This is a genomic window from Halobacteriovorax marinus SJ, from assembly GCF_000210915.2.
GTDB lineage: Bacteria > Bdellovibrionota > Bacteriovoracia > Bacteriovoracales > Bacteriovoracaceae > Halobacteriovorax > Halobacteriovorax marinus.
The window spans coordinates 1,386,883-1,408,445 of the sequence record NC_016620.1 but is presented as its reverse complement, the minus strand read 5'-3'; the positions used below and the strand labels follow the sequence as shown (position 1 = coordinate 1,408,445).

17 protein-coding genes are annotated in these 21,563 nt (G+C 37.4%); 6 read left to right on the top strand and 11 right to left on the bottom strand.

The annotated features are described in order from the left end of the window. Positions 1-3: 3 nt before the first annotated feature. Positions 4-2,124, bottom strand: coding sequence for a hypothetical protein (locus BMS_RS06850; protein WP_014244082.1), 2,121 nt, complete (start codon positions 2,122-2,124; stop codon positions 4-6). Between the two features lie 314 nt (positions 2,125-2,438). Here BMS_RS06850 and BMS_RS06845 point away from each other — a divergent pair, with 314 nt between their 5' ends. After that, entirely contained in the window at positions 2,439-3,170 is a 732-nt protein-coding gene (locus tag BMS_RS06845; RefSeq protein WP_014244081.1) for a glutathione peroxidase, read from the top strand. A 34-nt stretch (positions 3,171-3,204) separates the two neighbouring features. On the opposite strand, the gene BMS_RS06840 is transcribed toward BMS_RS06845, so the two are convergent. The 8 genes from BMS_RS06840 to BMS_RS06805 form a co-directional block, all read right to left on the bottom strand. Further along, positions 3,205-3,999: an enoyl-ACP reductase FabI gene (locus BMS_RS06840; RefSeq protein ID WP_014244080.1), complete on the bottom strand. Its 795-nt coding sequence runs from the start codon at positions 3,997-3,999 to the stop codon at positions 3,205-3,207. Positions 4,000-4,002: 3 nt separating this feature from the next. Next, a complete protein-coding gene (locus tag BMS_RS06835) occupies positions 4,003-4,425 on the bottom strand; it encodes a 3-hydroxyacyl-ACP dehydratase FabZ family protein (protein ID WP_014244079.1) in 423 nt (140 codons plus the stop codon). Next, entirely contained in the window at positions 4,425-5,171 is a 747-nt protein-coding gene (locus BMS_RS06830) for an SDR family oxidoreductase (protein WP_014244078.1), read from the bottom strand. The genes BMS_RS06835 and BMS_RS06830 overlap by 1 nt, the downstream gene beginning before the upstream one ends. 7 nt (positions 5,172-5,178) lie before the next feature. Continuing rightward, positions 5,179-6,594: a phytoene desaturase family protein gene (locus tag BMS_RS06825; RefSeq protein WP_014244077.1), complete on the bottom strand. Its 1,416-nt coding sequence runs from the start codon at positions 6,592-6,594 to the stop codon at positions 5,179-5,181. 113 nt (positions 6,595-6,707) lie between these two features. Further along, positions 6,708-7,871: a hypothetical protein gene (locus BMS_RS06820; protein WP_014244076.1), complete on the bottom strand. Its 1,164-nt coding sequence runs from the start codon at positions 7,869-7,871 to the stop codon at positions 6,708-6,710. Further along, entirely contained in the window at positions 7,868-10,987 is a 3,120-nt protein-coding gene (locus tag BMS_RS06815; protein WP_014244075.1) for an efflux RND transporter permease subunit, read from the bottom strand. The genes BMS_RS06820 and BMS_RS06815 overlap by 4 nt, the downstream gene beginning before the upstream one ends. Continuing rightward, positions 10,988-11,830, bottom strand: a complete 843-nt coding sequence (locus tag BMS_RS06810) for a mechanosensitive ion channel family protein (protein ID WP_044557371.1) — start codon at positions 11,828-11,830, stop codon at positions 10,988-10,990. A gap of 2 nt (positions 11,831-11,832) precedes the next feature. Continuing rightward, positions 11,833-12,498, bottom strand: a complete 666-nt coding sequence (locus tag BMS_RS06805) for a class I SAM-dependent methyltransferase (protein ID WP_014244073.1) — start codon at positions 12,496-12,498, stop codon at positions 11,833-11,835. 228 nt (positions 12,499-12,726) lie between these two features. On the opposite strand from BMS_RS06805, the gene BMS_RS06800 reads away from it, so the two are divergent. Next, entirely contained in the window at positions 12,727-16,323 is a 3,597-nt protein-coding gene (locus tag BMS_RS06800; RefSeq protein ID WP_014244072.1) for a coiled-coil domain-containing protein, read from the top strand. After that, entirely contained in the window at positions 16,289-17,113 is an 825-nt protein-coding gene (locus BMS_RS06795) for a hypothetical protein (RefSeq protein WP_044557370.1), read from the top strand. The genes BMS_RS06800 and BMS_RS06795 overlap by 35 nt, the downstream gene beginning before the upstream one ends. Here the strand turns inward: BMS_RS06795 and BMS_RS06790 are convergent. Continuing rightward, entirely contained in the window at positions 17,110-17,385 is a 276-nt protein-coding gene (locus BMS_RS06790; RefSeq protein ID WP_014244070.1) for a hypothetical protein, read from the bottom strand. The two genes, BMS_RS06795 and BMS_RS06790, sit on opposite strands and share 4 nt — an antisense overlap. Positions 17,386-17,483: 98 nt before the next feature. Then, positions 17,484-17,891, bottom strand: coding sequence for an acyl-CoA thioesterase (locus BMS_RS06785; protein ID WP_014244069.1), 408 nt, complete (start codon positions 17,889-17,891; stop codon positions 17,484-17,486). A gap of 257 nt (positions 17,892-18,148) precedes the next feature. On the opposite strand from BMS_RS06785, the gene BMS_RS06780 reads away from it, so the two are divergent. The 3 genes from BMS_RS06780 (at position 18,149) to BMS_RS17910 (ending at position 21,515) form a co-directional block, all read left to right on the top strand. Continuing rightward, positions 18,149-20,206 (top strand): hypothetical protein, encoded by a 2,058-nt coding sequence (locus BMS_RS06780; protein ID WP_157868253.1) that lies wholly within the window; start codon positions 18,149-18,151, stop codon positions 20,204-20,206. Between the two features lie 90 nt (positions 20,207-20,296). Next, a complete protein-coding gene (locus tag BMS_RS06775; RefSeq protein WP_014244066.1) occupies positions 20,297-21,238 on the top strand; it encodes a hypothetical protein in 942 nt (313 codons plus the stop codon). Positions 21,239-21,380: 142 nt separating this feature from the next. Continuing rightward, positions 21,381-21,515 (top strand): hypothetical protein, encoded by a 135-nt coding sequence (locus BMS_RS17910; RefSeq protein ID WP_014244065.1) that lies wholly within the window; start codon positions 21,381-21,383, stop codon positions 21,513-21,515. Positions 21,516-21,563: the final 48 nt, after the last annotated feature.

Here is a 21,563-nt window from a genome sequence, read left to right as displayed (position 1 = left end):
AATTTATTCTAAAGATGCAGGACTTCTTAAGTTATTTTCTCTACGAAAATTATCAACAACTCCAAGACCATCAAATCTCCCCTCATTAAAATAGCTTACAAAAGGACTACCTGTAGAGGTTTTGGCCTGAAAATTGCCATAGTAAAATACATTATTATGTCCAAAGAATGAGAGAATTTGTGTCTTATTCTTATGCTCTAAATAAATTGTTTGAATGATATCTTTAAGTCTCCAAAGAGGAACTTGTGCCAGATCACTTGGGTTATTCCTATATGAATACTCTTCCATGCACTTTCTTCTCTTTCTAGAGCGCTTAAAGAAGCTATACTTCTTCGTTTTATTCTTACAATAAGTGTATAAATCTCCAGTGAAATCATTAAGGGCCCACTCGGTATAGAATTTCTTTGATGAATTATTCATCTTATGGAGGCAATTATTAAAGAGATTTCTAAACCACTTAAAAATCCCCTTAGATTTTGCTCCACACATAGAGTAGTAACGATTCTTCAAATCACTTTGTTTGAAGCTAAGTAGATAATTAAGCCCGTCACGATTGATTTTATAATCACCATTTATTTTAACTGGACCAACGATTTGATCTCTCTCAAATAATTTTATCGCGAGGGGATCAACACCTGAGTAATTATTAAGTATCTCTAGCGCAACCTTCTTTTGACTCTTCTTTGTTCTACCCTGAGTTGAAGATGTGAAGAAGTTATGAGAGAAACCGATAGAGACTTTCTCCTCAGTCTTCATATCAACATCACCTTTAGATTCAATTAAATTTTCATCAGCGGAATACTCAACAATAACCTTCTTAGAATCACTACTATCTTTATTGATTACAGTATCAAGTTTAAGTAGGGACTTAACTAATACAGAAACGAGGCGAGAGAAGATATTCTGCTTATATTTGATTTTTTCAAAGTAGTGTTTAAAAAATCTATGAACGCTTCCCTCTTTGACGATTTCAATCTGCTGAGTACTTGCTTCTTTTTGTCCTCCCCAAAAGAGAAGACTATACTTTGATTCCTTTTTCTCAGTTTTTCTCTGCTCAAGACTCACAATATTATCTTTTAAGACATAGAGATCAGACTTTCTAAACCTTAAGATTCTATCAACTTGAGCAGCATAATAGCTATCTTTCTTAAGTCTTTCATAGTCTTGTTCATAGAAGCTTAGATACGTTTTCTTTGAATCTTCTAATTCATATGTAAAGTCATACTTAAGAAGAGTCATCCTAAGAAGCTTTAAAAACTCAAGACCAATGCTTGCCGAGATACCTACACTGGCCGACTTAGTCTTTTCCATACTGATTCTTAATTTTTCATGAGCACTTGTCTTTTCATTGTCATGAACCGCTTGTATATCAACACGAGATAGGGACTCATAACTAGCAAGGACACCTGCACTACCAACGATAGGTCCATAAATAGGTGCCCCAGCAATTGCTCCGGCCTTAAGGGAGATGAAATCTTCTTTTTGAAGAAATTCATACTCCGATAAATTTAAATACTCTTTATTAGTAAATTTTTGAAAGGATAAGAAAAGCTTATCAAAGTGCATTGTAAGTCCACTTGCATAACTATCAGCAAAGTGAACAGATCTAAACGTTCTCTTAAAGCTCACTCCAGCAAAAGCTGCATATTGCTTTTCACTGAAGTCAACTACTCCTTGATCCTTTAAATTTGAAAGCAGTTTTGAGGCGTTGATATCAATAGTGAACTCATCTGTAACGATCCACTTATCATCACTAAATAAATCAGGGGCCACAGTCCTTCCAGCAATAATAGAGAAATCTAAGAAGTCTTTTGAATACTTAATTCCAATATTATTAAGTCCTCCAAAGACAGAGATATTTCTATCGTTTAGGACATTTGCTGCTTGCCTCTGTCCAATACTCTCATAGGTATTAGAGTACTCATTAAGAATACTTCGGTAGAGAGCATTATCATCTTTTAATTCGATGTCAGAACTTTTGAGGCCTACAAACACATCACCATAGAGAGAATGAAGCTTCTCTTTGTCTACGATTTTAAAATGTTCGAAGCTCTCTTCTTGTGCCAATACCTTTGTGGAAAGATATAGGATGACACTAATAAGAACATACTGCACTAATTTCATCTCACTACCTATTACAGAATTCGTGGGACTGATGATTAGTGATCAAACGTGCAGTATAACAATCAGCGATTCGTGAATTCTATCATAGACTTTTCGGACAGCTCAATTGTTGACTTAATATATAGGTTAAGCAATATGAGAAATTCCCCATTTTTAACCTATTTAGCTAATTCTTTGTTAAAATAACAAACAAAGAATCAAACACTTACAAGATTGAGAATATCTATCGCTCTTTAGATTATTTCGATTTTAACTATATCGCCATTTTTTATAAACTATATATCAGAATGAAACGCAAAGAATAGGAGGCGTAAATGAGTTTTGAAAATAGAGAAGGACAAAGAATTCCAAGTGCGGACTTTAAAATAATAAATGAAAAAGGACTACAAAGTATTGCATCAGATGATTTATTCAAGAATAAGAAAGTCATCTTGTTTTCACTACCAGGTGCCTTTACACCAACATGCTCTTCCACTCACCTTCCTCGCTATAATCAACTAGCAAAGACTTTTGCAAAAGAAGGTGTCGACGAAATTGTTTGTCTCTCTGTTAATGATGCCTTCGTGATGAAATCTTGGGGAGAAAGTCAAGAAGCAGATAAGGTAACTCTACTAGCGGATGGTAATGGTGAATTTACTGAGAAGATGGGTCTATTAGTAGATAAGTCAGATTTAGGATTTGGTAAGAGATCTTGGCGCTACTCAATGCTTGTAAATAATGGAGTTATTGAGAAAATGTTCATTGAACCAGATAAGCCAGGTGACCCATTTGAAGTCAGTGATGCTGATACAATGCTTGCCTTCATTAATGATAAAGCAGAGCTTCCAAAGGCCATCACAGTTATCACGAAACCGGGATGTCCTTTTTGTACAAAAGCGAAAGAGTTATTAAGAAGCAAGGAGCTAGACTTTGAAGAAGTGATTCTTGGAAGAGATGCGACCAGTGTTTCTTTAGCTGCACTTACAGGGCAAGGAAAGGTTCCTCAAGTATTTGTAGATGGAAAGAGAATTGGTGGAAGTGATGATTTAGAAAAGTATTTTTCATAGAAAGAGAACTCGCCCACTACGGGCGAGGCTTTCTTTATAAATTATTTGCTACTGTATTTACAACATCAGCATCAAAATGATTACAACTCATACCTGCATCAACCTTAATACCAGTTGCATTAATTCCACTTGAAAGAGAACTCAATAAGAATGAAATAGTATTCGCGACTTCTGCTGTCTTTAAATTCTCTTTTCTTAAAGTAAGACTTTGAGCAAAGAGGTAATTATTGATATAGCCTGGAATTCCAGCTGAAGCAGAAGTTTTCAAAGGTCCCGCACAAACAGCATTACATCGAATTCTTGACTCAGCACTTAGAGATTTTGCTAAGTACGCCACTGTGGCATCGAGAGAGGCCTTAATAGGACCCATATATCCATAACTAGTGGCCCTTGTATCAGAGATAGATACAGTCACAATTGAAGCATCTTCACTAAAAGAAGGTCTCAGAGTATTAGATAAGGCAACTAAGGAGAATGAAGAAATATTAGTTGCCTGTAAATAATCTTCTAATTTCGTTTCATGAAAAGGCTTAATACCTTCTGAGTAATTGGCAAAGGCGATAGAGTGAAGAAAGCCATCAATCTTTCGACCTAATTTTGAAATCTCTTTTCCAAAATTTGAAATATCATCACTATTTTCAACATCAACAATATAAGTGAGTGCCTCTGGGATAAGTTTTTGAACCTTAGTTAAATGATCCTCTGATTGGACAGTTAGAATAAGGTTTGCTCCGGACTCACTTAGGCTTTTAGCAACAAAGTAGGCAACACTCTTACGATTTGCCACACCTGATATTACAAAGTTTTTATTTTTAAAACCAAAATCCATTTTCTATTCCTCAATTAGTGCACAACTAAACTCAATGGCCATAACCACTTTACCATTCACTGTACTCTTGGCCTTCATATAGTAAGCATTGGACACTTGATCAACAAGACTCACTTGCATAATTAATTCATCACCAGGCTTCACAAAGTTTTTGAACTTTGCATTACTCACCTTAGTGACAACTCCTAGTCCTTTTCCAGACAGAGAGGCCATTAAAAGAGCACCCGATTGAAAAGAAGCTTCTTGCAGTAAAACACCAGGCATAATTGGATTTCCTGGAAAATGTCCCATAAAGAAATCTTCCTCACCAGTTAATGTCAGAGAAGTTGTAATGACACCCTCTCCCCTTTCAATAACTTTATCTACGAATAGAAATGGAGGTTTTTGTGGTAGTAGTTCAAGGACTTCAGCACTAAACTTAGACATTAAAGACCGCCAGTTATTTCAAGAGATGTTCCTGTGATATAAGCTGCGTGCTCACTAGCTAAAAACAGAACAGCACTTGCAACTTCTTCAACCTTACCAAAACGTTTAAGTGGAACTTGTTTCTTATACTCTTTAACTTGCTCAGCAGGTAAGTCAGAAATAAGTTCTGTTTCAATAAAACCAGGGCATATATTATTAATAGTAATACCCTTCTTACCAACTTCCTTAGATAAAGACTTTGATAAGGCCACTTGACCCGCTTTAGAGGCTGCATAATTCGCCTGACCAGAAAGCCCAAGTGCTCCACCAACAGAGCTCATATTAATAACTCGTCCAAAACGATTTCTCATCATTAGAGGAATGGCCATTTTAGTCATAAGAAAAGTTCCCTTAAGATTTACATCTAGAACCTTATCCCAATCCTCGCTTGGCATTAAAGCTAAGACATGGTCTTTTCTAATTCCAGAGTTATTGACTAAAATATCAACTCTCTCATATTCACTCTCTAAGTAATTATAAAAATCAGTCACATCACTCTCAAGAGAGACATCAAACTTTCTTAAATCTATATTCTTGGCTAACTCACCTAAAGAGTCTTTAAACGCATTCGCAGCTTCATCATTAGAAGTATAGGTCGCGATAACTTTAGCACCATTTTCTAAGAATGCTGTTGTCACACCTTTTCCAATTCCACGAGTTCCGCCTGTCACAACTACAATTTTTTCATTAAAATTAAAATTCATCATCTATTACCTACTTTGATAAATATGTTTCTACTTCGTGAGACTGAATTACACCGTAATTTGCAGCTCCAAGCCATCCAGACATGATTATTCCAACAGAACCAGAATGGAAGAGACCGTCGACTTGCTTGTGCATTTCCATACTAATGGGTAAGCCCTCAAACTTCGTTCCAAAGCTCGCACCTTTTCTATGGTGAGTATATTTCTCAACTGTAAGAGGTGTTGAACAATCTATGTAATCTATTTTATCTCGCACACCAGGAATGATTTTCTCTAAAGTAACTAGGGCCCTTTCAATAGTGAACTTCTTCTTCTCTAGATACTCTTCTTTTGATAATTCACTCCAGTCTTCATAGCGCGCATTACTTGAAGAAACAACGGCGTAACGACCTTCTCTATCTTCTCTCATCTCTGGATAGTATACTGAGAATGTTTGACTACCTACTTTTGGAGAGAGAATGAGATCAGTATTAAAATCTTGATCGTCTGAGTAAAATACCAACTCACCTATATCAGGGATAGTTTCACCCTTTTTAATTCCCATAAAGACTTGGCAACTAGAAGTATTAAGTCTAACTTCTTTGGCCTTCTCTATATATTCAGGATCAAAATTATCGGCACCGGCCAATTTAAAAACAGTGCTTAAAAGGTTTGAGTTTGAAAGCACAGACTTACTCTTAATAAGTTCTCCACCAAGCATTACGCCCTGAACTTTCTTATCCTCAACGACAATCTCTTCGACCTTTGAATGTAACTTAATATCGACGCCATTCTTAATAAGCTCTTCTTTCATCATAGAGATAAGCTTATCTGTTCCACCTTTGAAAATATAAACGCCCTTACTCATGAAGTTAGAGAAAACGATTCCATAAGTAATCGCAGGATCTTCAAGAGTTGATCCATTAGCGTAGACAATTGGCTCCATTAAGAAGCGGTGAACATCATTTCTCTTTGGGAAGAATTTTTCAAATAGCTCTCCATTAGTCATTCCACTATCGTCGTAGAAATTCATGGCCGCTAGATGATCAAAGAAAGAGATTACATTATCGCGTTCAAGATTAAACTTAGTAGTGAGAACTTCAATATAGTGCTCTTTAGTGAAGTCTGTCTCTATATCAAATTGGGGATTAGAAAATTTAACACTCTTAACTTGAACAATTTGATTTGCAATCTCTCTAGACCAATACTTCTTACAAGTCTTAATCATGCCTACAGGAAAACCGTGTAGAGAGACATCAAAGATATGATCACCAGATTGTCTCTTAAACCAAGTAGCAAATCCCCCTAGCTTATTATGAGATTCTAATAGAAGAACACTGCGGCCATTCTGTGCTAACTTATTTGCTGCAGTCATTCCCGCTAGGCCAGAGCCGATAACAATAACATCATAATCTTTTGTAATTTTATCTTTCTTTTTGAGTAACATTTTATAACCCTAAATATATCTATTATAGGGTCAATACTTTACCAAGTTTCCTACATAAAAACTATGATTTGTAGGGGGTTTAGGGTCTATTAACACCCTGCACACCCTTAATTTTAGAGACTAATTTTGAGAACTGCAGTTCCAAGGGCCTTTTCTTTATACTTCGTATAAATTCTCGCTTGAATGACTATCTCATTGGCCGAATTCAAAGAGAGTCCCCCTCCAAAGCATGGTCCTTTGGCAGCGTGGATCACAGCAGTTGAGGCATCTGTTTGCACTAAGTTTCCTTCGGAGAGAACTTCTCTAATAACAAAGCCATCATAGAAGAAGATTCCTCTCTTATTTGTAGAGTTGATGGCCCTAAAGGCGATGAATCCCTTTGAGTTGATGGCAGGTGCAAAGTATTCAAGTGTTTTAATACCACCTTCTCCCTCAGTTGCAATGATTTCATAGCGATTGCCAAGCTGTCTAACTAGAACTCTTTTACCGCTCTTCATCTTAGCAATGAAGGCCATGTACTTTGAAGAAAAGTGAGAACCAAGAGAATTATTAAAGTCACTAAAAGTGGACTCTTCACTATAATCATTATCGTAGTTAACTCTTTCAAAACTATTCTCTCCCTTATAAACACGTAGCGAGTCGGGAGAAGAATCAGAGAGAGAAGAGCCTTCTCTTACCTTCAGAGCAATATTGTCACCATCTATAAAACTAGCATTGAAGAGATAAGATATTTCTGAATTCTTATCAGAGACAATTGTTTGTAACTCACCACTCTTATAGATCACAACAGCTTTTTCACCACTCTTATAACCAGCGCGAAAGAGAATATCTTGATTATTATTGATTCTAGGGTTAGCAATTGAAATAAGAGTAGAAGAATCTGGTGCCATGACTTTAGTTAACGAATCTGATTTAAAGTCATAGAGAAAAAGTCCTATAAAATCGAATTCATTATAAACAACAAAAGTAATATCCCCTCTATCGTTAAGAGAAGGATCGCTTATATAGTTTCCACTTTGTGCCAGATAGAGTGTTTTCCCATTAGGGTGAAGGACATTTTGAATCCAAAGCCCCATTCTCACTTCCTCATTATAAAGAGTGGCAAAATTAAACGAAATTGCGCCACTGGAGCTATTTTGGATCGTTGAATTACTAATAAAGCTAGTTTCTGGAAGATTAAATGAACCATATTCATCAGCTCTGGCCACAAGCTCAACATTAATGGCATAACTGTTGATAGTAACAAGAAAAGTGAGTAGTAACTTTAAAAGTTTCATTCGTCCTCCAAGTGAATATGAGTTTTCTTCAAAATAAATAGTCTTACACTAAAGAAATAAGAGTAAAGACACGGGATTAAAAAGAGTGTAACAATCGTGGCAAGCAATAGACCCCACCCCATACTGAGCATCATCTCGGCCAACATAGAATCATAGCCAGCGATTCCATAGGCCGTTGGTAAGACCCCCGCTACCGTCGTAAGAGTCGTAACAACAATTGGTCTAAGTCTCGTAGAAGAAACCGAAGCGATTTTAGCCAGAGAGTTTTCTTCCATAGTTGAGATATCTTCTTCTAATTTAGAAATCATTATAATGGCATCATTTACGACGACACCAATCATACCAAGGGCCCCAACAGCAGCAAAGAAGCCATAGACATACATACCATGTGCTAAGAGTGCGTAGACGACGCCAGAAAGTCCAAAGGGAACAATTGCCATAATCAACAATGGTGCACCGAGAGAGTTAAACATAATAACGAGAATAATATAAATCACACCAATAACCATTATAAGTGAGATAACAAAGTCCCCGCCTGACTCTCGAGTATCTTTAACTTCACCAATAAAGGTAATGACTGAACTAGGATAGTCCTTGATAATTTTAGGAAAAACTTTAGCTTCGTACTTCTCGGCCACTTCAACTGGAGTAATGGCAACACCATCTTTGATATTCCCATAGACAATTGTCGTTCTCTTGTAATCTTTACGTTGAATATTAGCAGGCTTCATATACTCTTCAATAGAGACAACTTTATCCAAAGTGATGAAACCACCTGAATTATTTTCAATTTTTAACTCACGTAGATTACTTAGATCAAATTTATTCTTATCATCCACCGTAAGACGGACTTCCACATCTTCATCTCCTTTACTAATGGTGTAGAGGATTGCGCCTTCAACAAAAGACCTTAGAGAAGTTGTGATATTTTCAGGTGAGAGGTTAAACCTTACAAGTCTTTCTTGATTGATTTTAAAATTATACTCTCTTCTATTTAGAGGTTTCTCGATCTCTACATCTTTTAGAGATTCGTCTTCAAGCATATATTTTTCGATAAGTTTTGTGACTTCATCGCGATTCTTATCATTATTTTCCTGCACTTGAATCTCTAGTGCAGAGCCACTACTTCTTCCCCAGCGAGACTTTAAGAAGTTAATCTTAGTGAGCCCCTTTATTTCTTGAGATTCTTTCTCCCAACGCTCAATAAAATCATTTAGACCCAATTCCCTGTCATCTTTATTAACAAGCTCTACATTAACACTCGCTTGATTTTCAAGAACACCAGAGCCTCTTCTACTCTCCCCAATAGTTGATTGAACAGCAACCACACCATCTTTCTTATCCCTAAGAATCATCTCCTCTAAAGGCTCGATCAGCTTAGACATCTCAAACCTATTTGCCCCCTTAGGACCGATAACTTTTATATGAACTTCTTTTCCTTCTTCTCTAGGAAACATCACAAACTTCATTTTCGTTTTAAATAAATATCCTGATATACCTGAAAGGAGCACAGCGACTAAAAGAACTGCGGCTCTCCACCTTAGACACTTCTCAAGTAGCACAGAGAACTTTTCTTCATACTTAAAGAACCAACTTGAATTAAAACTTAAGAATTTAAATCTTGAAAAGAAAGATTTTCTCTCTAATAAGTGCGATGGAAGGATAGTCGTAGACTCCAAAAGAGAGGCCACTAACATTGATATAATAACAAAAGGAATATACTCAACGAATTTACCAAAGAAACCTTCAAAGAAAAGAAGAGGAACAAAGGCCACACATGTTGTTAGAATACTTCCAAAAACAGGAGTAATAATTTGATGTGTACCATTCACAGCTGCATCAATGGGGCTCTCTCCCAGATATCTCTTCCTAGAGATATTTTCAGCAACAACAATTGCATCATCAACGACGATTCCCATTACGATAATCACGGCAGCAAGAGTCATATTATTAATTGTATAACCTACAAGAGTCATACTTATAATCGCAAAGGCCAGAGTGAATGGAATTCCCATCCCAACCCATAGACCAGATTTAAAGTCTAAGAAAACAAAGAGAACAAGAAAGATAAGAATAAATCCGATAATTCCATTAGACGCCACAATAGAGAGTCTATTCTTAACATCATAGGATTCATCATCCATAAGCACGACTCTTAGCCCACTCTCAGAGTGAGTCTTCTTAAACTCTTCAACAAATTTCACCACATTTTCTTGAGCGGTTAGGATATCTGTAGAGAATTTCTTTTTTACATTAATGACAATTCCCTCATGTCCTTGCAGCTTTCTGATGGTTGTTGATTTCTTGAATTGAGGCTCAACGTGGGCAATCTCTCCTAGGCGAACACCTTTCCCACCATAATTTCCCACAACAAAGAGTGAGTCTAAACTTTCCTTATCCTCTAACTCATGAATAGCTGTAACTTTAGATTGATCCTTATCCTCTAAAGTTCCGAGAGGAACTCTTATATGGTTATTTCTTATGATGCTTACCAATCTATCTATAGATAAATCGTTTTCATTAAGCTTATCTGGATCAATTAATATATGTAGCTCAGGATCGTCGTATCCTTTCTTATCAATGCCACTAACAACACCTAAAGATTTAATTTGATTTTCAAAGTTTAGAACCATACTTTGCAACTTCTTTCTCGCTGCATAGTCGAGGGCCCTTTCACCTTCTAGGTAGAACCCAACATCAATTATGGCCTTTTCTGTAGACTTAAATTGTCTAAATGTCGGAGTATCAACTTCTCTTGGAAGACTTGCTCTTAGAGTTGCGTCCTTAATATTTTGAACAACTTCACTATAATTTGCTGAATCCTCATCTATGACGATTCTAAAAGAAGATGAGCCTGTTGAAGAAGTCGTATAAATTTCTTCTATTCCCGTTACTTCCTTAAGTTCGTCTTCAATGGGCTTAGTCACGAAGAGTTCGACATCTTCAGCGGCTGCACCAGGATAAGAAGCTGAGACCCTCATCCAATTACTCTCAAACTCTGGCATCTCCTCTTTACCTATTTGATTCCAAGCAAAGATGGCCATGAGAAAGACTCCAACGAAGAGGATGTTGGAGACAAGGTGATTCTTAGTAAAGTACGTAATAATTGATTTCATTTATGCTTCTTTTATAATGTGAATATCTCTTTGTGGAAATGGTATCGAAATCCCCTCTTCTCTAAAACGTCTATCAATTTCTAGACGAACATTAGAAAGGGTTTCTCGATTATCCCAAATATCATTAATCCAGACGGCAAGACTAAAGTCTAGTGATGAGTCACCAAAGTTTTCAAAGAACACCTTTGGTGCAGGGTCTGTTAAGATTCCAGCTGTTTCACTGGCAACTTCTAAAAGTACACTCTTAACCTTCGCAGTATCAGAGCCGTAGGAAACACCCACATCAACCGTCATTCTCATATTCTCACCAGTGAAACTTTGATTGATGACCTGCTCTGAAATAAATTGGCTATTGGGAACAATAATCGCCACATCGTCTCTCGTGTGAATAAGAGTTGATCTCGCACCAATTTCTACAACTCTACCTGAAATATCTTTAACGTGAACAAAGTCACCTACCTTTACAGGTCTCTCAAAGAGAATAATTATTCCAGAGATAAAGTTCTGAGTAATATTTTGGAGGCCAAAACCAATCCCCACCATTAAGACAGCCCCTAAAGCAGCTAGCGAAGAGAGTGAAATCCCTACTGTATCTAATGTGATGAGAATTCCCACAAAGAGGACAACGTATCTTGAAATTCTAACGATTGAGCCTCTAACTCCTGAGTCTATCTGCTTATCAATGAGTATTCGCTCAATGAAGCGCTCACTCATCTTTGCGAGAGTCGTTGTTAGAAAGAAAACCCCGACGGCGAGAAAAATTGATATGAGAGAAATTTTATTTCCGCTAATCTCAAAAAGCGGCATAGAGAGATACTTAAATGTTGTTTGCAACCACGTCATTTCTATTCCTTTAGACAAATAACCCTCATTCTATCTGGATCACTTGGACGACTTTCATTTCGAATTGAATTTGGTATAAATTTTATCGTTTCATCAACTCTTAAGTAAACAATTTTAAGGCCATTTCGCTGAATTAATTGCTCTATTTCAAAAGCTGTTAGGATTGTACGAATTTCTTTAGTGCTATCACTAAGCACAGAACTCCTCTCATCAAAATAAAACCCCTCATCAAAGTCCATATTCCTAGTATTGCACATAACCTCTAGAAGCAAATAACCTTTATCGCTAAGCAGTTCACTCACCTTACTAAAGTAACTATCAAAAGAGCTTGCACCTATTAAACAATGAAGGAGGTGTCCATCTAAAATAAGATCCCACTTACGCTCACTTTCAAAGTTAAGAAAGTCACAACAATAAAACTGCCCTTTATTTTCCTTGGAGACATAATTTATAGCACCTTCACTAATATCGAGACCGTCAAGCTGGAGGCCTTCAAAAGTGTTAACAAGATGAAGCCCAGCTCCACAACCCACCTCAAGGGCCTTTTTTGGGACAAAACTTGGATACTGTCCCTTGAAAAGCTGAATAAGATCTAAGAGTGAATTATTGGGAGAATACTCATAACTATTTGATAATACATTATTATACTGGTGATCATAAAAACTCATAAGAAATTATAACAGATTATACCGAGTTGTTTTTACACGCTGCACAACAACTACTTTTATTGCGTACCCAAAAGTGGCATAGTGGTTGCTATTACTATTTACATCACCCATCTAAAGAAGAAATGGACATCTTTTTAGGGACAGAATGCAACTAAAACGGTGTCTAACTGCTACTGCGTACTTTTAATGCGACCAGCGTGACACCACAATTTAAGGAGACATCTCAAAATGAAACAGCTAATGGGGCCAGGAAACAAGTCTAAGATCGCAACATCAATCACACTTGCACTCTTATTATCAATTTCACCAAAAATCTTAGCAGATAATAACCCCAACTGGGCCCGTGGATATATTGGTAATCTAAACTTTAGACTGAATCAAGATGAAGACCTTAGTCAAAGAATTCGCAGAGTAGAAGTTGCAACAACAGCTCTCAATCAAGCACAACAAAGAGAGAAAGCTAAGAAGCAGAATGTAAATAATTTAAAAACAAAGAAGCAAGAGGCCAATCAAGAAGTGACAAAGCTTGGCAATCAAATCTCCAAGGCCATCACTGAACAAGGTAATCTCAAAAAAGAAATCACTAAGAATGAGCAGGAGCTTCCAAAGGCCGAAAGCCTTCAAGCTCAAGCAGATAATAAAGTAAATAAGAAAACAAAAGAAGTTAAAGAGCTAGAGCAAACGCTAACGAAGAAACAACAGAGGCTTGAAAAACAATCAGAGGCCTGTGAGGCAGAGCCTACTCCAGCGTGTAAGAAGAAAGTTGCTGAGCTTAAGCAAGATGTAGAAGTTTACACACAATCAGTTGCTAAAGCACAGAAGCAGTTAGAGAATCTTAGCGAAAATGCAAAGCAAGAGAAGAAGAAAGTTAATCAACTTAAAAAGAAGATCGCTGAGCAAAAAGCACAGGTTGATAAACTAGGAACTGAAATAGCGACAAAGAATCAAAAACTAGTTCAAAGTAAAGCATCACTAAAAGATTTAACTCAAAAGTTAAAAGTAGCACAGACCGAGTTAACGAAACTACAAAATGAAACTAAGAATTTAAGTAATGCTCTAAATATTGCTCAACTAGATAAGGAGAAATTTAGAGAAAGACTTATCGCAAGAGTACTTGACGCCAATAAGAAGGGAGCCAATGAAGGATCGCTAGACGGTGAGTCTGACGGTCGCTATCTTTCTAATAGACTTGGAACTCACTATGGATCAAGAGATGGTGAGAATGACGGAATCAACGAAGGTACAAGAGCAGGACGCGAGCGTCAAAGAGATATCGGATATCAAGAAGGTCAACACGACGGAGCGGCGAGGGCCGAACAAGAAGGAACAGCTGCAGGTACGATTGAAGGGACTTATGCAGGAAATGTAGATGCTGCTACAAAGACTGCTCAGGTTGATGGGGCCAATAGAGCACAAGCGTCTGACGCTGCAGTAGTTGGCGCCAATCAAGGATCTGCCGCTGGTATGCAGAGAGCAATCAGAACAGGTGATCAAATCGGTACTGAAAATGGTAAAAATGAAGCGATCAAGAAATTTGAGACAAGAAAATTAGATTCAAAAGAAGTAAATGGTTCTTTTGCAGGCTCATTCGCTAGAGTGATCCCAGCTTTCCCAAGCGAGCACCAAGGTAGAAACTTTAATCCACAAGGTGGTTTCGCTAGAAAGATTGTAGAGCAAGCTTTTAAAGATGGTTATAAGAAGAGGTATAGAGCAAGACTTCGTTCAACATATGAAACTGTCATCCCAAGAATCTATAATGACACTTATACGGCTAGCTATAATAACAACTATGATGTTCATTACAATAGAGCCTACCCTACTGATAGACAAGCTGGTTATGAGCAAGGTCAGTCAGATGCTTACAATAGAGATTACGGTGTTCACTATGATAATGCGTATAACCGCTTTAGAACTCAATTCAGTATTTCACCAAACACTTCTGCTCCAGAGTATCAAAGTACTTATGCAAGAGTCGAAAGTAATGTTTATGAATCTGAGTATGAGAGCATCAGAGCGACAGAGTACCGTAGAGTTGAAACCAATACTTTCAATACTAATATAGCAGAACAAACTGAAATTTTTAGAAAGAAGAAATTTGAAAGTGTTTCAAAGATTTATTCTGAAAATCCAGTTCTTAAATTTGTTTCTTCATCAATCACTGATGGAGGTATAAATGGTGTTGCAGCAAAAGACGGTATCTTCCAACCAGGAGAGACAACTTACCACGATGTTGTTATCCAGAACTTTGGAGATACAGAAGCAAAGAATGTTGTCGTAGTTATGGAAAATGGAGCAAAATCAACAATTGCTTCTATCCCAGCAAAATCGATAACAAAAGTTAAGGGTGCTTCTAAGTCTACTGTTAATGCTTCTCTTGGAAAGACAGATACAAAGGTCGTAAATGTATACCTACCTTTAAATGCACAAGCTGACATCCAAGGTCGTCACTACGCTAACCTTGCACAGGGAAAACTTAACTCTGGAGATAGAAAATCAAATAGAGTTAACTACCCTCTTGCACTTAGTTCATTGTCGACAAATGGTACAATCATTATTGGAAAGAATAACTCTCTATCAGTTAAGCTTTCAAATAACTCAAAGAGAAGTTACCAAGGTGAATTGAAGCTAGATATCTCTTCAAACGCGAGATCTAAAGTCATCACAAAAGGGTTTAATTCTCTAACTAAGTTAGATCGTTCAACTCAATTAAATGATTCAGTAGTAAACGTTTCTGACGAAGCAGATATCTACACGCCAATTACATTTAATGTAAAAGTATCTAAGAATGGAGTGACTTTAGGTGTTCTCGACAGGGCCCTTACGACAATGGCCAAGGCTCCTTACGTAGAGAAAGCTGGAAAGCCAGTTGTAGTCGCAAACTCTGATTACGCTGCAAATGATCTTGTAGACCTTCTTGCAACAATGGGCGGACTACAGGGTGCAAGTGTTCTAGATACAAGTTTAAGAAGTTTAAATAAAACTCCACTTGCTAATGGAGTAAAAGGAAAGACTCTTCTTCTATTAGAGAAAGGTGCAATTAAAGATATCGATGGGATGCTAAAGAAATCTGCAAATACTTCAGTTGTTTTAATTGATGAATTACAGAATGGATTTGGTGGAGTTAAATCAATCTCAACTTTCAAAGATGCTGAGAGCTTTAACTTTAATGTTGCAGGAGTTGATACAAATACTAAGATGATTTTTGCAAATCCACTAAGAGCATCTGGATTAAAGACAGCAGTACCAGTACTTGCTTCAGATATCAGATCTTATAAGAAGTACCTTGCTCTTGCAGAGTTAATGAAGCTTTCAAATGACCAAATTCTTAAGAAGATTGAGTCAAATGTAAACAAGAGCTCATTCTTTGCTTCATCAACGGCCAATAAGCAATTAATGCAAATGGGTATTATCAGAGGTATTGATGAGACGATGAGAATCAACAAGCACTACGACCTAAGTGGTAGTGGATTAGGTAGAGATAAAGATATTGCTAATCTTTTAAAAGATGACAAGTCACTCTTCCATAATAGACTTGGAGACTTAGTTGACGGAAAAACTAGAGATAGCAATGTTTCACTATTTCTCTTTGCTCACGACTTCTATTATACTATGAGAAACGCGCTTAAGTTCTACGATCCAATCGAAGACAGAGTAAAGTTTGCGATTCAAAATAGAATGTTTGGAGCACTCTTTATCTCAGCGGCATTAAAAGAAGTTGATAAGAGTTACAAGGCACTTAAGAAGTATGACAAAAAACTTTACAAGCAAGTTTCAAATAATAAGGGAATTCATGCGCCATTTGAAATGGCCGAAGAGAGAGAATAAGGTTTACCTTAGAGGAGGGATTTTATCCCTCCTTCTCTTTTTTTCACTCCCACTAATCGCCTCTCCCCTTAAGATTGCAGTTTTAGACACAGGCTTTTGCCCAGACAAACTCTCCTACTCAAAGAATATCACTTTCAAAGAAAGCATTGACCTCACGAAGAGTAATCACTTTGATTGTAAGAAACTTAAAAATAAGAATAGAAGATTACATGGTAATTGGGTTTTAGAGAGATTTCTAAAAGAGCTTCCTTCTGGTCATGAAATTGAAATTACCCCATTTATTATTTTTGATAAATATGCCAAACAAAATGAAGTATATTGGAGTCGTGCATTCTCCAAGCAGAATGATTACCACCTCTTCATTATTGCAGCTGGAATAAAATCAACTCCACAATTAGAAAATATTAAAATATCGATCCCTATTGTAGTCGCTGGAGCAACATTAGGTAGAGGCATTCAGTACAAGTCCATTCTCTGGCCACAGAGTCAGTTTAAGCTTCCAAATGTCTTTACTATTGGCAGCTATACTCCTAAAGATAGTGACCTCCCGGCAAGACCTGACTACACTCTCATTAACCCTACTCAAATGAAATTCTTCTTTGAAGGAGGTGGCGCTAATGATTCTTTTAAAGGAACGAGCCGCGCCTGTGCCATTGCTAGTGCTAAGGCCATTCATCATTGCTATCAAGAGTTGAAAAAGAGAGAACCCCTTGCAACTTGCTTAGATAAAGTGAAAAAGAAAATTGAAATTTTTAATGATAATGAAAAAGTGGAAGTTTTAAGTTTTTAAAAATAGCTAATAAGTAAATTCTTTAACCAGCTCATCTCAGGAAATTGAATGAGAATTAAAACGATTCCAAAAAATATCTGAATAATTGAAAATATCATAACAGCAGTAAAGAGAATATTAGCACCCAACTTAAACTTTCGGCTTCTTTCAATCTCGGCCAGCTCTTTTCTCTCTAGCGCTTCATTGGCAGCAAGGAAAGCTTCAGCCTGCTCAGTCCATTTAGTATAAATCTGCTCTTCTTGTATTGAAAAATTTTGATTCATTTCCGCCATAATGTATTCCTTTACATTATTTAACGGTTTTGACCTCTTTTTCTCAAGTGAAGTTGTGGTTAAGTAAATTAAAATTTATTTAACTAAAGTTAATTTTCTTAACTCTCATCTCCAATGGCCTTTTTCCAATCATCAGTTGGTGGGATAAGTTTTCTTCTATTTAAATCAAAGAGTCCAAAAGCAATAATCATCGTAGAGGCCACTGTCCCATCACTCTTAATCATGGACTGTTCCATCTCCATTACTAGAGAGTTCTTCATTCCTAAAACTTTAGAATGAATCACTATATCCTCACGATTTTTTAACTCTGCAGAAAATTTAATATTGAGTTCCAAAACAACAGGGCCAACCTTCTTCTCTTGAATCTCTCTAAGACCAAAGCCACCTTTAGTAATAAAGTCCCATCTCGCCTCTTCATATAGAGAGAGATAGACCGCATTATTTACGTGTCCAAAAGTATCCAGGTGCTTTTCTAAGATTGTTAATGGGTACTCAAAAGAAATCATCGATTTAGTCCTTGTTCTTCAATAATGGCAACTTTCTATGCCATTCGCTATTGATTCATTATGAATTTCATCTTGATCTAATTTAGAAGTTTTGTAAATTATTTCAGGTATTTGTCTAATAAATTCCCCCTTAACACCCATTTCCACTCAAGATATCCTCAGAAATAACCGACAAGTTTCGTATAATATACATAGAGTATAAACTTAACTGGTTAAAACTTATGAAAAAATCAAAATCGAAACATTTAAAATTAATCATGGCTTCTCTTCTAGTATCTGCCTTATGCCAATCTCAGGTACATGCAGATATTCTGCCTCTTCCTCAGGTAGATGATGCCCCAGCAGCTGTTAAGGGAGAGCTCTATGGTCCGGAGATTACCACTTGTCAGGAAATGAGTGGAGGCTGGAAAGCGAGTGCTCCTGACTTTAATGAGTATGCACTTAGATCTGCGAAAGAAGCTGCCATTGATTTTAATAATATCGTAAAAGACAATGCCCCTAGTTTGAAAAACTTAATTAAAGATCAAAGTCTAGATACACTTATAGACTTTAATAGTGGATCAATACAACCTGGTTACGTCACTGTAGTAGTGCCAGGTGCTGCAAGAGCTGAATATTATCTCCTTAAAGAAAGTGACCTAGACCTTAATTTAGTAGATCAAAATCAGTGTCCTCAAAGAGAGAGTTCCAATACTTCATGCCATGTCCTAAAGGAAGGATCGAGCATTGCTCAAATTCCTAAAATGAATGAAGAAGAGCTTGAACCTCTTCTTAAGCAAGTTATGACAGCAAGAGCAAGGCTTAGAACAAAAATGGCAGACATTGTAAGTGAGGTCGCAAGATGCTCAGCCCTCTACTCTGTTGTCTCTAATGGTGTGCAAGCAAGAGGAATGGACTATAGTGATTATAATAAAACTCAGTCTGCCAAGTCATTTGATGGAAAATTAAAATGTTCAAGCTATGGCTACGAAACTCAAGATTATAAAGCTTGTAAAGAAGCTACTACTTTCTACGATGCTGTCTTCATTGGAAGAAAGGCCGTAGAGACTGCACAAGGCTTCCAATACATGGATAAGTCTATGGATATCCAAACTGATATGGCCAAGAATGCTCAGACAGATGCTACCGCTGGTCTTAAAGCTCAAAAAGAAGATATTCAAACTAAAGCAGAGATGGCTAGAACAAGAGCAGCGACAGAAACTGCTGCTGTTGGTGCTCTTTGGGCAGCAATGGAGAAAATTCCAGAGCTCGAAGAACTTACAAAAGAGTGTAATGCTAAAATAGAGAGACTCCAAATAGAGAACCAACTAAATAGTTTTAGCGATTACTATGGCCAATGGTCTAAAAAGCTTGCTCTTCTTTCGGATGAAAGTAACGACATAAGTAATTTAATTAAAGGAAATATAGATGGAGCATGTAGAACGCACGTTGGAAATACACAAACTGCATCCCACGCCCTCATTCAAAACTCAGAAGCGAAGGGAGTTATTCAACAAGCACTTATTGATGCCGGTATGAATATTGCGACAATGCTAGGGACTGCTGAGATTTTAGATAAGCAGGCCGGAAGAGTTGGTGATGCTATTAAATTAGTTGAAGATCACGAGCCAGAATCTCTCGCCTATACTGGCGAAGATGTCGCAGTAACTGAATGTCAGGTAAACCCTAATTCAGAAAATTGTGTTAGCGCTCAATATGAAAGAGGTGTTGGTTATCATAACGATGGGATAAGCGTTAGTGGTATGCAATTTGCGACTTCTGACTCAACTCTTCCAACAGACGATACAGCCGTGAGAAATACCGATGGTGCTGGCGACAGCACAGATAGAGGAAGTAGTGTTGGTGGAATTGGAGCCCCAATTGATCCAGTTGGAAAAGGAAGCGGATTGGCCGACGACCCAGTGGCGGCAGCTTCTGTTGCGGCAACAGGTTCTAATGGAATCGGTGCCGGCGGAGGTGGCGGTGGCGGCGGAGCCTCAGGTGGAGCTTCAGCTCCGGCCAATGGATCTGCTAGAACAGGTGGACAGGGAGCCAATAAGCCATATGTTGGTTCTTCAAAGAAGTTAAAATACTCTTCAGGTGGTGGGCTTAGCTTTAGCTCGGGATCAAAGAGAAGAGTGGCCAGTAAGTCAAAGGCCGAAAATCCATTCTCTAAGCTCTTTGGAAAGAAGAATGGCAATAAGAATGGTGTTCTTAACTTCAGAGGAGTAGCTTCGGATGTAGGGTCTAAGAATGGCTCAATTTTCCAAATGATTTCAAAGAGATACTCTGCCGTTAATAAGGATAATCGCCTTCAGGAGTACACTAAGAAATAATCCTACACCCATTGTAATTAATACACAGAACGCAATGCAACATTAATCCTGTGATATAAATAAAAGAAAATTATCACAGGATTATAAACCATGAAGAAAAGTGTCGTTTTACTCGTTGCCTTGGCAACACTATCTAATGCCTACTCATCAGAAATTGATCCGTTTAACAATAGAACGAAGTCACTTGAGGACTCTCTTGCACCAATCAATGCCAAGGCCAACCTCATGATGAAAGACGCTTTAGCTAAGCTAAATAAGAAGAATCATTCGTGCTCTGAAAAGAAATTATATAAGGCCCTTAGAAAGAAGTTTAGAAATCAATACACTTCAGAATTCTCTAAGTGGGTTGTGAAAACTGATGAATTAGATAAAGTTACGACAAGAACAAGTGACTCTATTTACCAAGAATTTAAATGGTTTCAGGCCATTGTCCCTGGGCTTTTTGCAAAAATTAGTGACCCAGCAGGACAGATAATGAAAGTTGCAGGAGTACATATAGGAACAGATAAGTTCGAGCACTTCATGGGCTCTGGCTATAATTACTTTAAGAAATACTACCTTAAAAATGGAAGTCTTGAAGACGCGATGGATATTGGCTACAGGGCCGAGACGGGAATTCTTGGCGCCACAATGACAGGTGTGATGAGCTACGCTGACATGGTCGCAAATTTCAATGGAATGCGATTTTGGAATACAATGCTTGGGAAAAACCCAGATGTTCTCACTCAAGAAGAGGTAGAGCCATATATTGTCTGTGAAAAAGAGAAGTGGCATAAAGTAAGAGATATCGACTTCAGTGACTATATTGATAGTGCATGGGATGAAGGAATCAACTGCTCATGGTTTAGAACTGAGAGCATGGTGGAAAAAGTAAAAGAGCGTATGGCCCAATACGATGAAGAGAGAGGCTTTGCAATTGGGTGCCCAATTGACTCAGAAGCCTTGAACGAGGCTGGAGAAAAGTATAAGGATCTCCCAATTCAAATTATAAATTACGAAGGTCACCAGGCCTTAAAATCACATCAAGATTAAATCATTTTAGGGTCCTATTTGGGCCCTTCTTTTTTTCATGGTGCCAAATAGGCATAGTGAATACAACTACTTACCCCTCAGCCTCTTGGCATACCTTTTGTATAATATTCTTCTAAGACCCATTGTTTAAAGGAGTAAAACAATGAGACAGAAGAACTACAGAATTAGAGCAAAAGCAAAAACAATGAATTGGAAACTGCCGCTGGGAGTAATTTCATTGAAATTATTCACATATTGGGCACTTACAATGGGCGACTGGCTTATTAAATTTAGCTAAACATTGATGACTTGGGTTGCCAATGTCAACTCTTAACGTATAGATTGG

Bases quoted from the DNA above. Each gene is read 5' to 3' on its own strand.
- BMS_RS06850 (WP_014244082.1), bottom strand. From the start codon at position 2,124: ATGAAATTAGTGCAGTATGTTCTTATTAGTGTCATCCTATATCTTTCC.
- BMS_RS06845 (WP_014244081.1), top strand. From the start codon at position 2,439: ATGAGTTTTGAAAATAGAGAAGGACAAAGAATTCCAAGTGCGGACTTT.
- BMS_RS06840 (WP_014244080.1), bottom strand. From the start codon at position 3,999: ATGGATTTTGGTTTTAAAAATAAAAACTTTGTAATATCAGGTGTGGCA.
- BMS_RS06835 (WP_014244079.1), bottom strand. From the start codon at position 4,425: ATGTCTAAGTTTAGTGCTGAAGTCCTTGAACTACTACCACAAAAACCT.
- BMS_RS06830 (WP_014244078.1), bottom strand. From the start codon at position 5,171: ATGATGAATTTTAATTTTAATGAAAAAATTGTAGTTGTGACAGGCGGA.
- BMS_RS06825 (WP_014244077.1), bottom strand. From the start codon at position 6,594: ATGTTACTCAAAAAGAAAGATAAAATTACAAAAGATTATGATGTTATT.
- BMS_RS06820 (WP_014244076.1), bottom strand. From the start codon at position 7,871: ATGAAACTTTTAAAGTTACTACTCACTTTTCTTGTTACTATCAACAGT.
- BMS_RS06815 (WP_014244075.1), bottom strand. From the start codon at position 10,987: ATGAAATCAATTATTACGTACTTTACTAAGAATCACCTTGTCTCCAAC.
- BMS_RS06810 (WP_044557371.1), bottom strand. From the start codon at position 11,830: ATGACGTGGTTGCAAACAACATTTAAGTATCTCTCTATGCCGCTTTTT.
- BMS_RS06805 (WP_014244073.1), bottom strand. From the start codon at position 12,498: ATGAGTTTTTATGATCACCAGTATAATAATGTATTATCAAATAGTTAT.
- BMS_RS06800 (WP_014244072.1), top strand. From the start codon at position 12,727: ATGAAACAGCTAATGGGGCCAGGAAACAAGTCTAAGATCGCAACATCA.
- BMS_RS06795 (WP_044557370.1), top strand. From the start codon at position 16,289: ATGCGCCATTTGAAATGGCCGAAGAGAGAGAATAAGGTTTACCTTAGA.
- BMS_RS06790 (WP_014244070.1), bottom strand. From the start codon at position 17,385: ATGGCGGAAATGAATCAAAATTTTTCAATACAAGAAGAGCAGATTTAT.
- BMS_RS06785 (WP_014244069.1), bottom strand. From the start codon at position 17,891: ATGATTTCTTTTGAGTACCCATTAACAATCTTAGAAAAGCACCTGGAT.
- BMS_RS06780 (WP_157868253.1), top strand. From the start codon at position 18,149: ATGGCTTCTCTTCTAGTATCTGCCTTATGCCAATCTCAGGTACATGCA.
- BMS_RS06775 (WP_014244066.1), top strand. From the start codon at position 20,297: ATGAAGAAAAGTGTCGTTTTACTCGTTGCCTTGGCAACACTATCTAAT.
- BMS_RS17910 (WP_014244065.1), top strand. From the start codon at position 21,381: ATGAGACAGAAGAACTACAGAATTAGAGCAAAAGCAAAAACAATGAAT.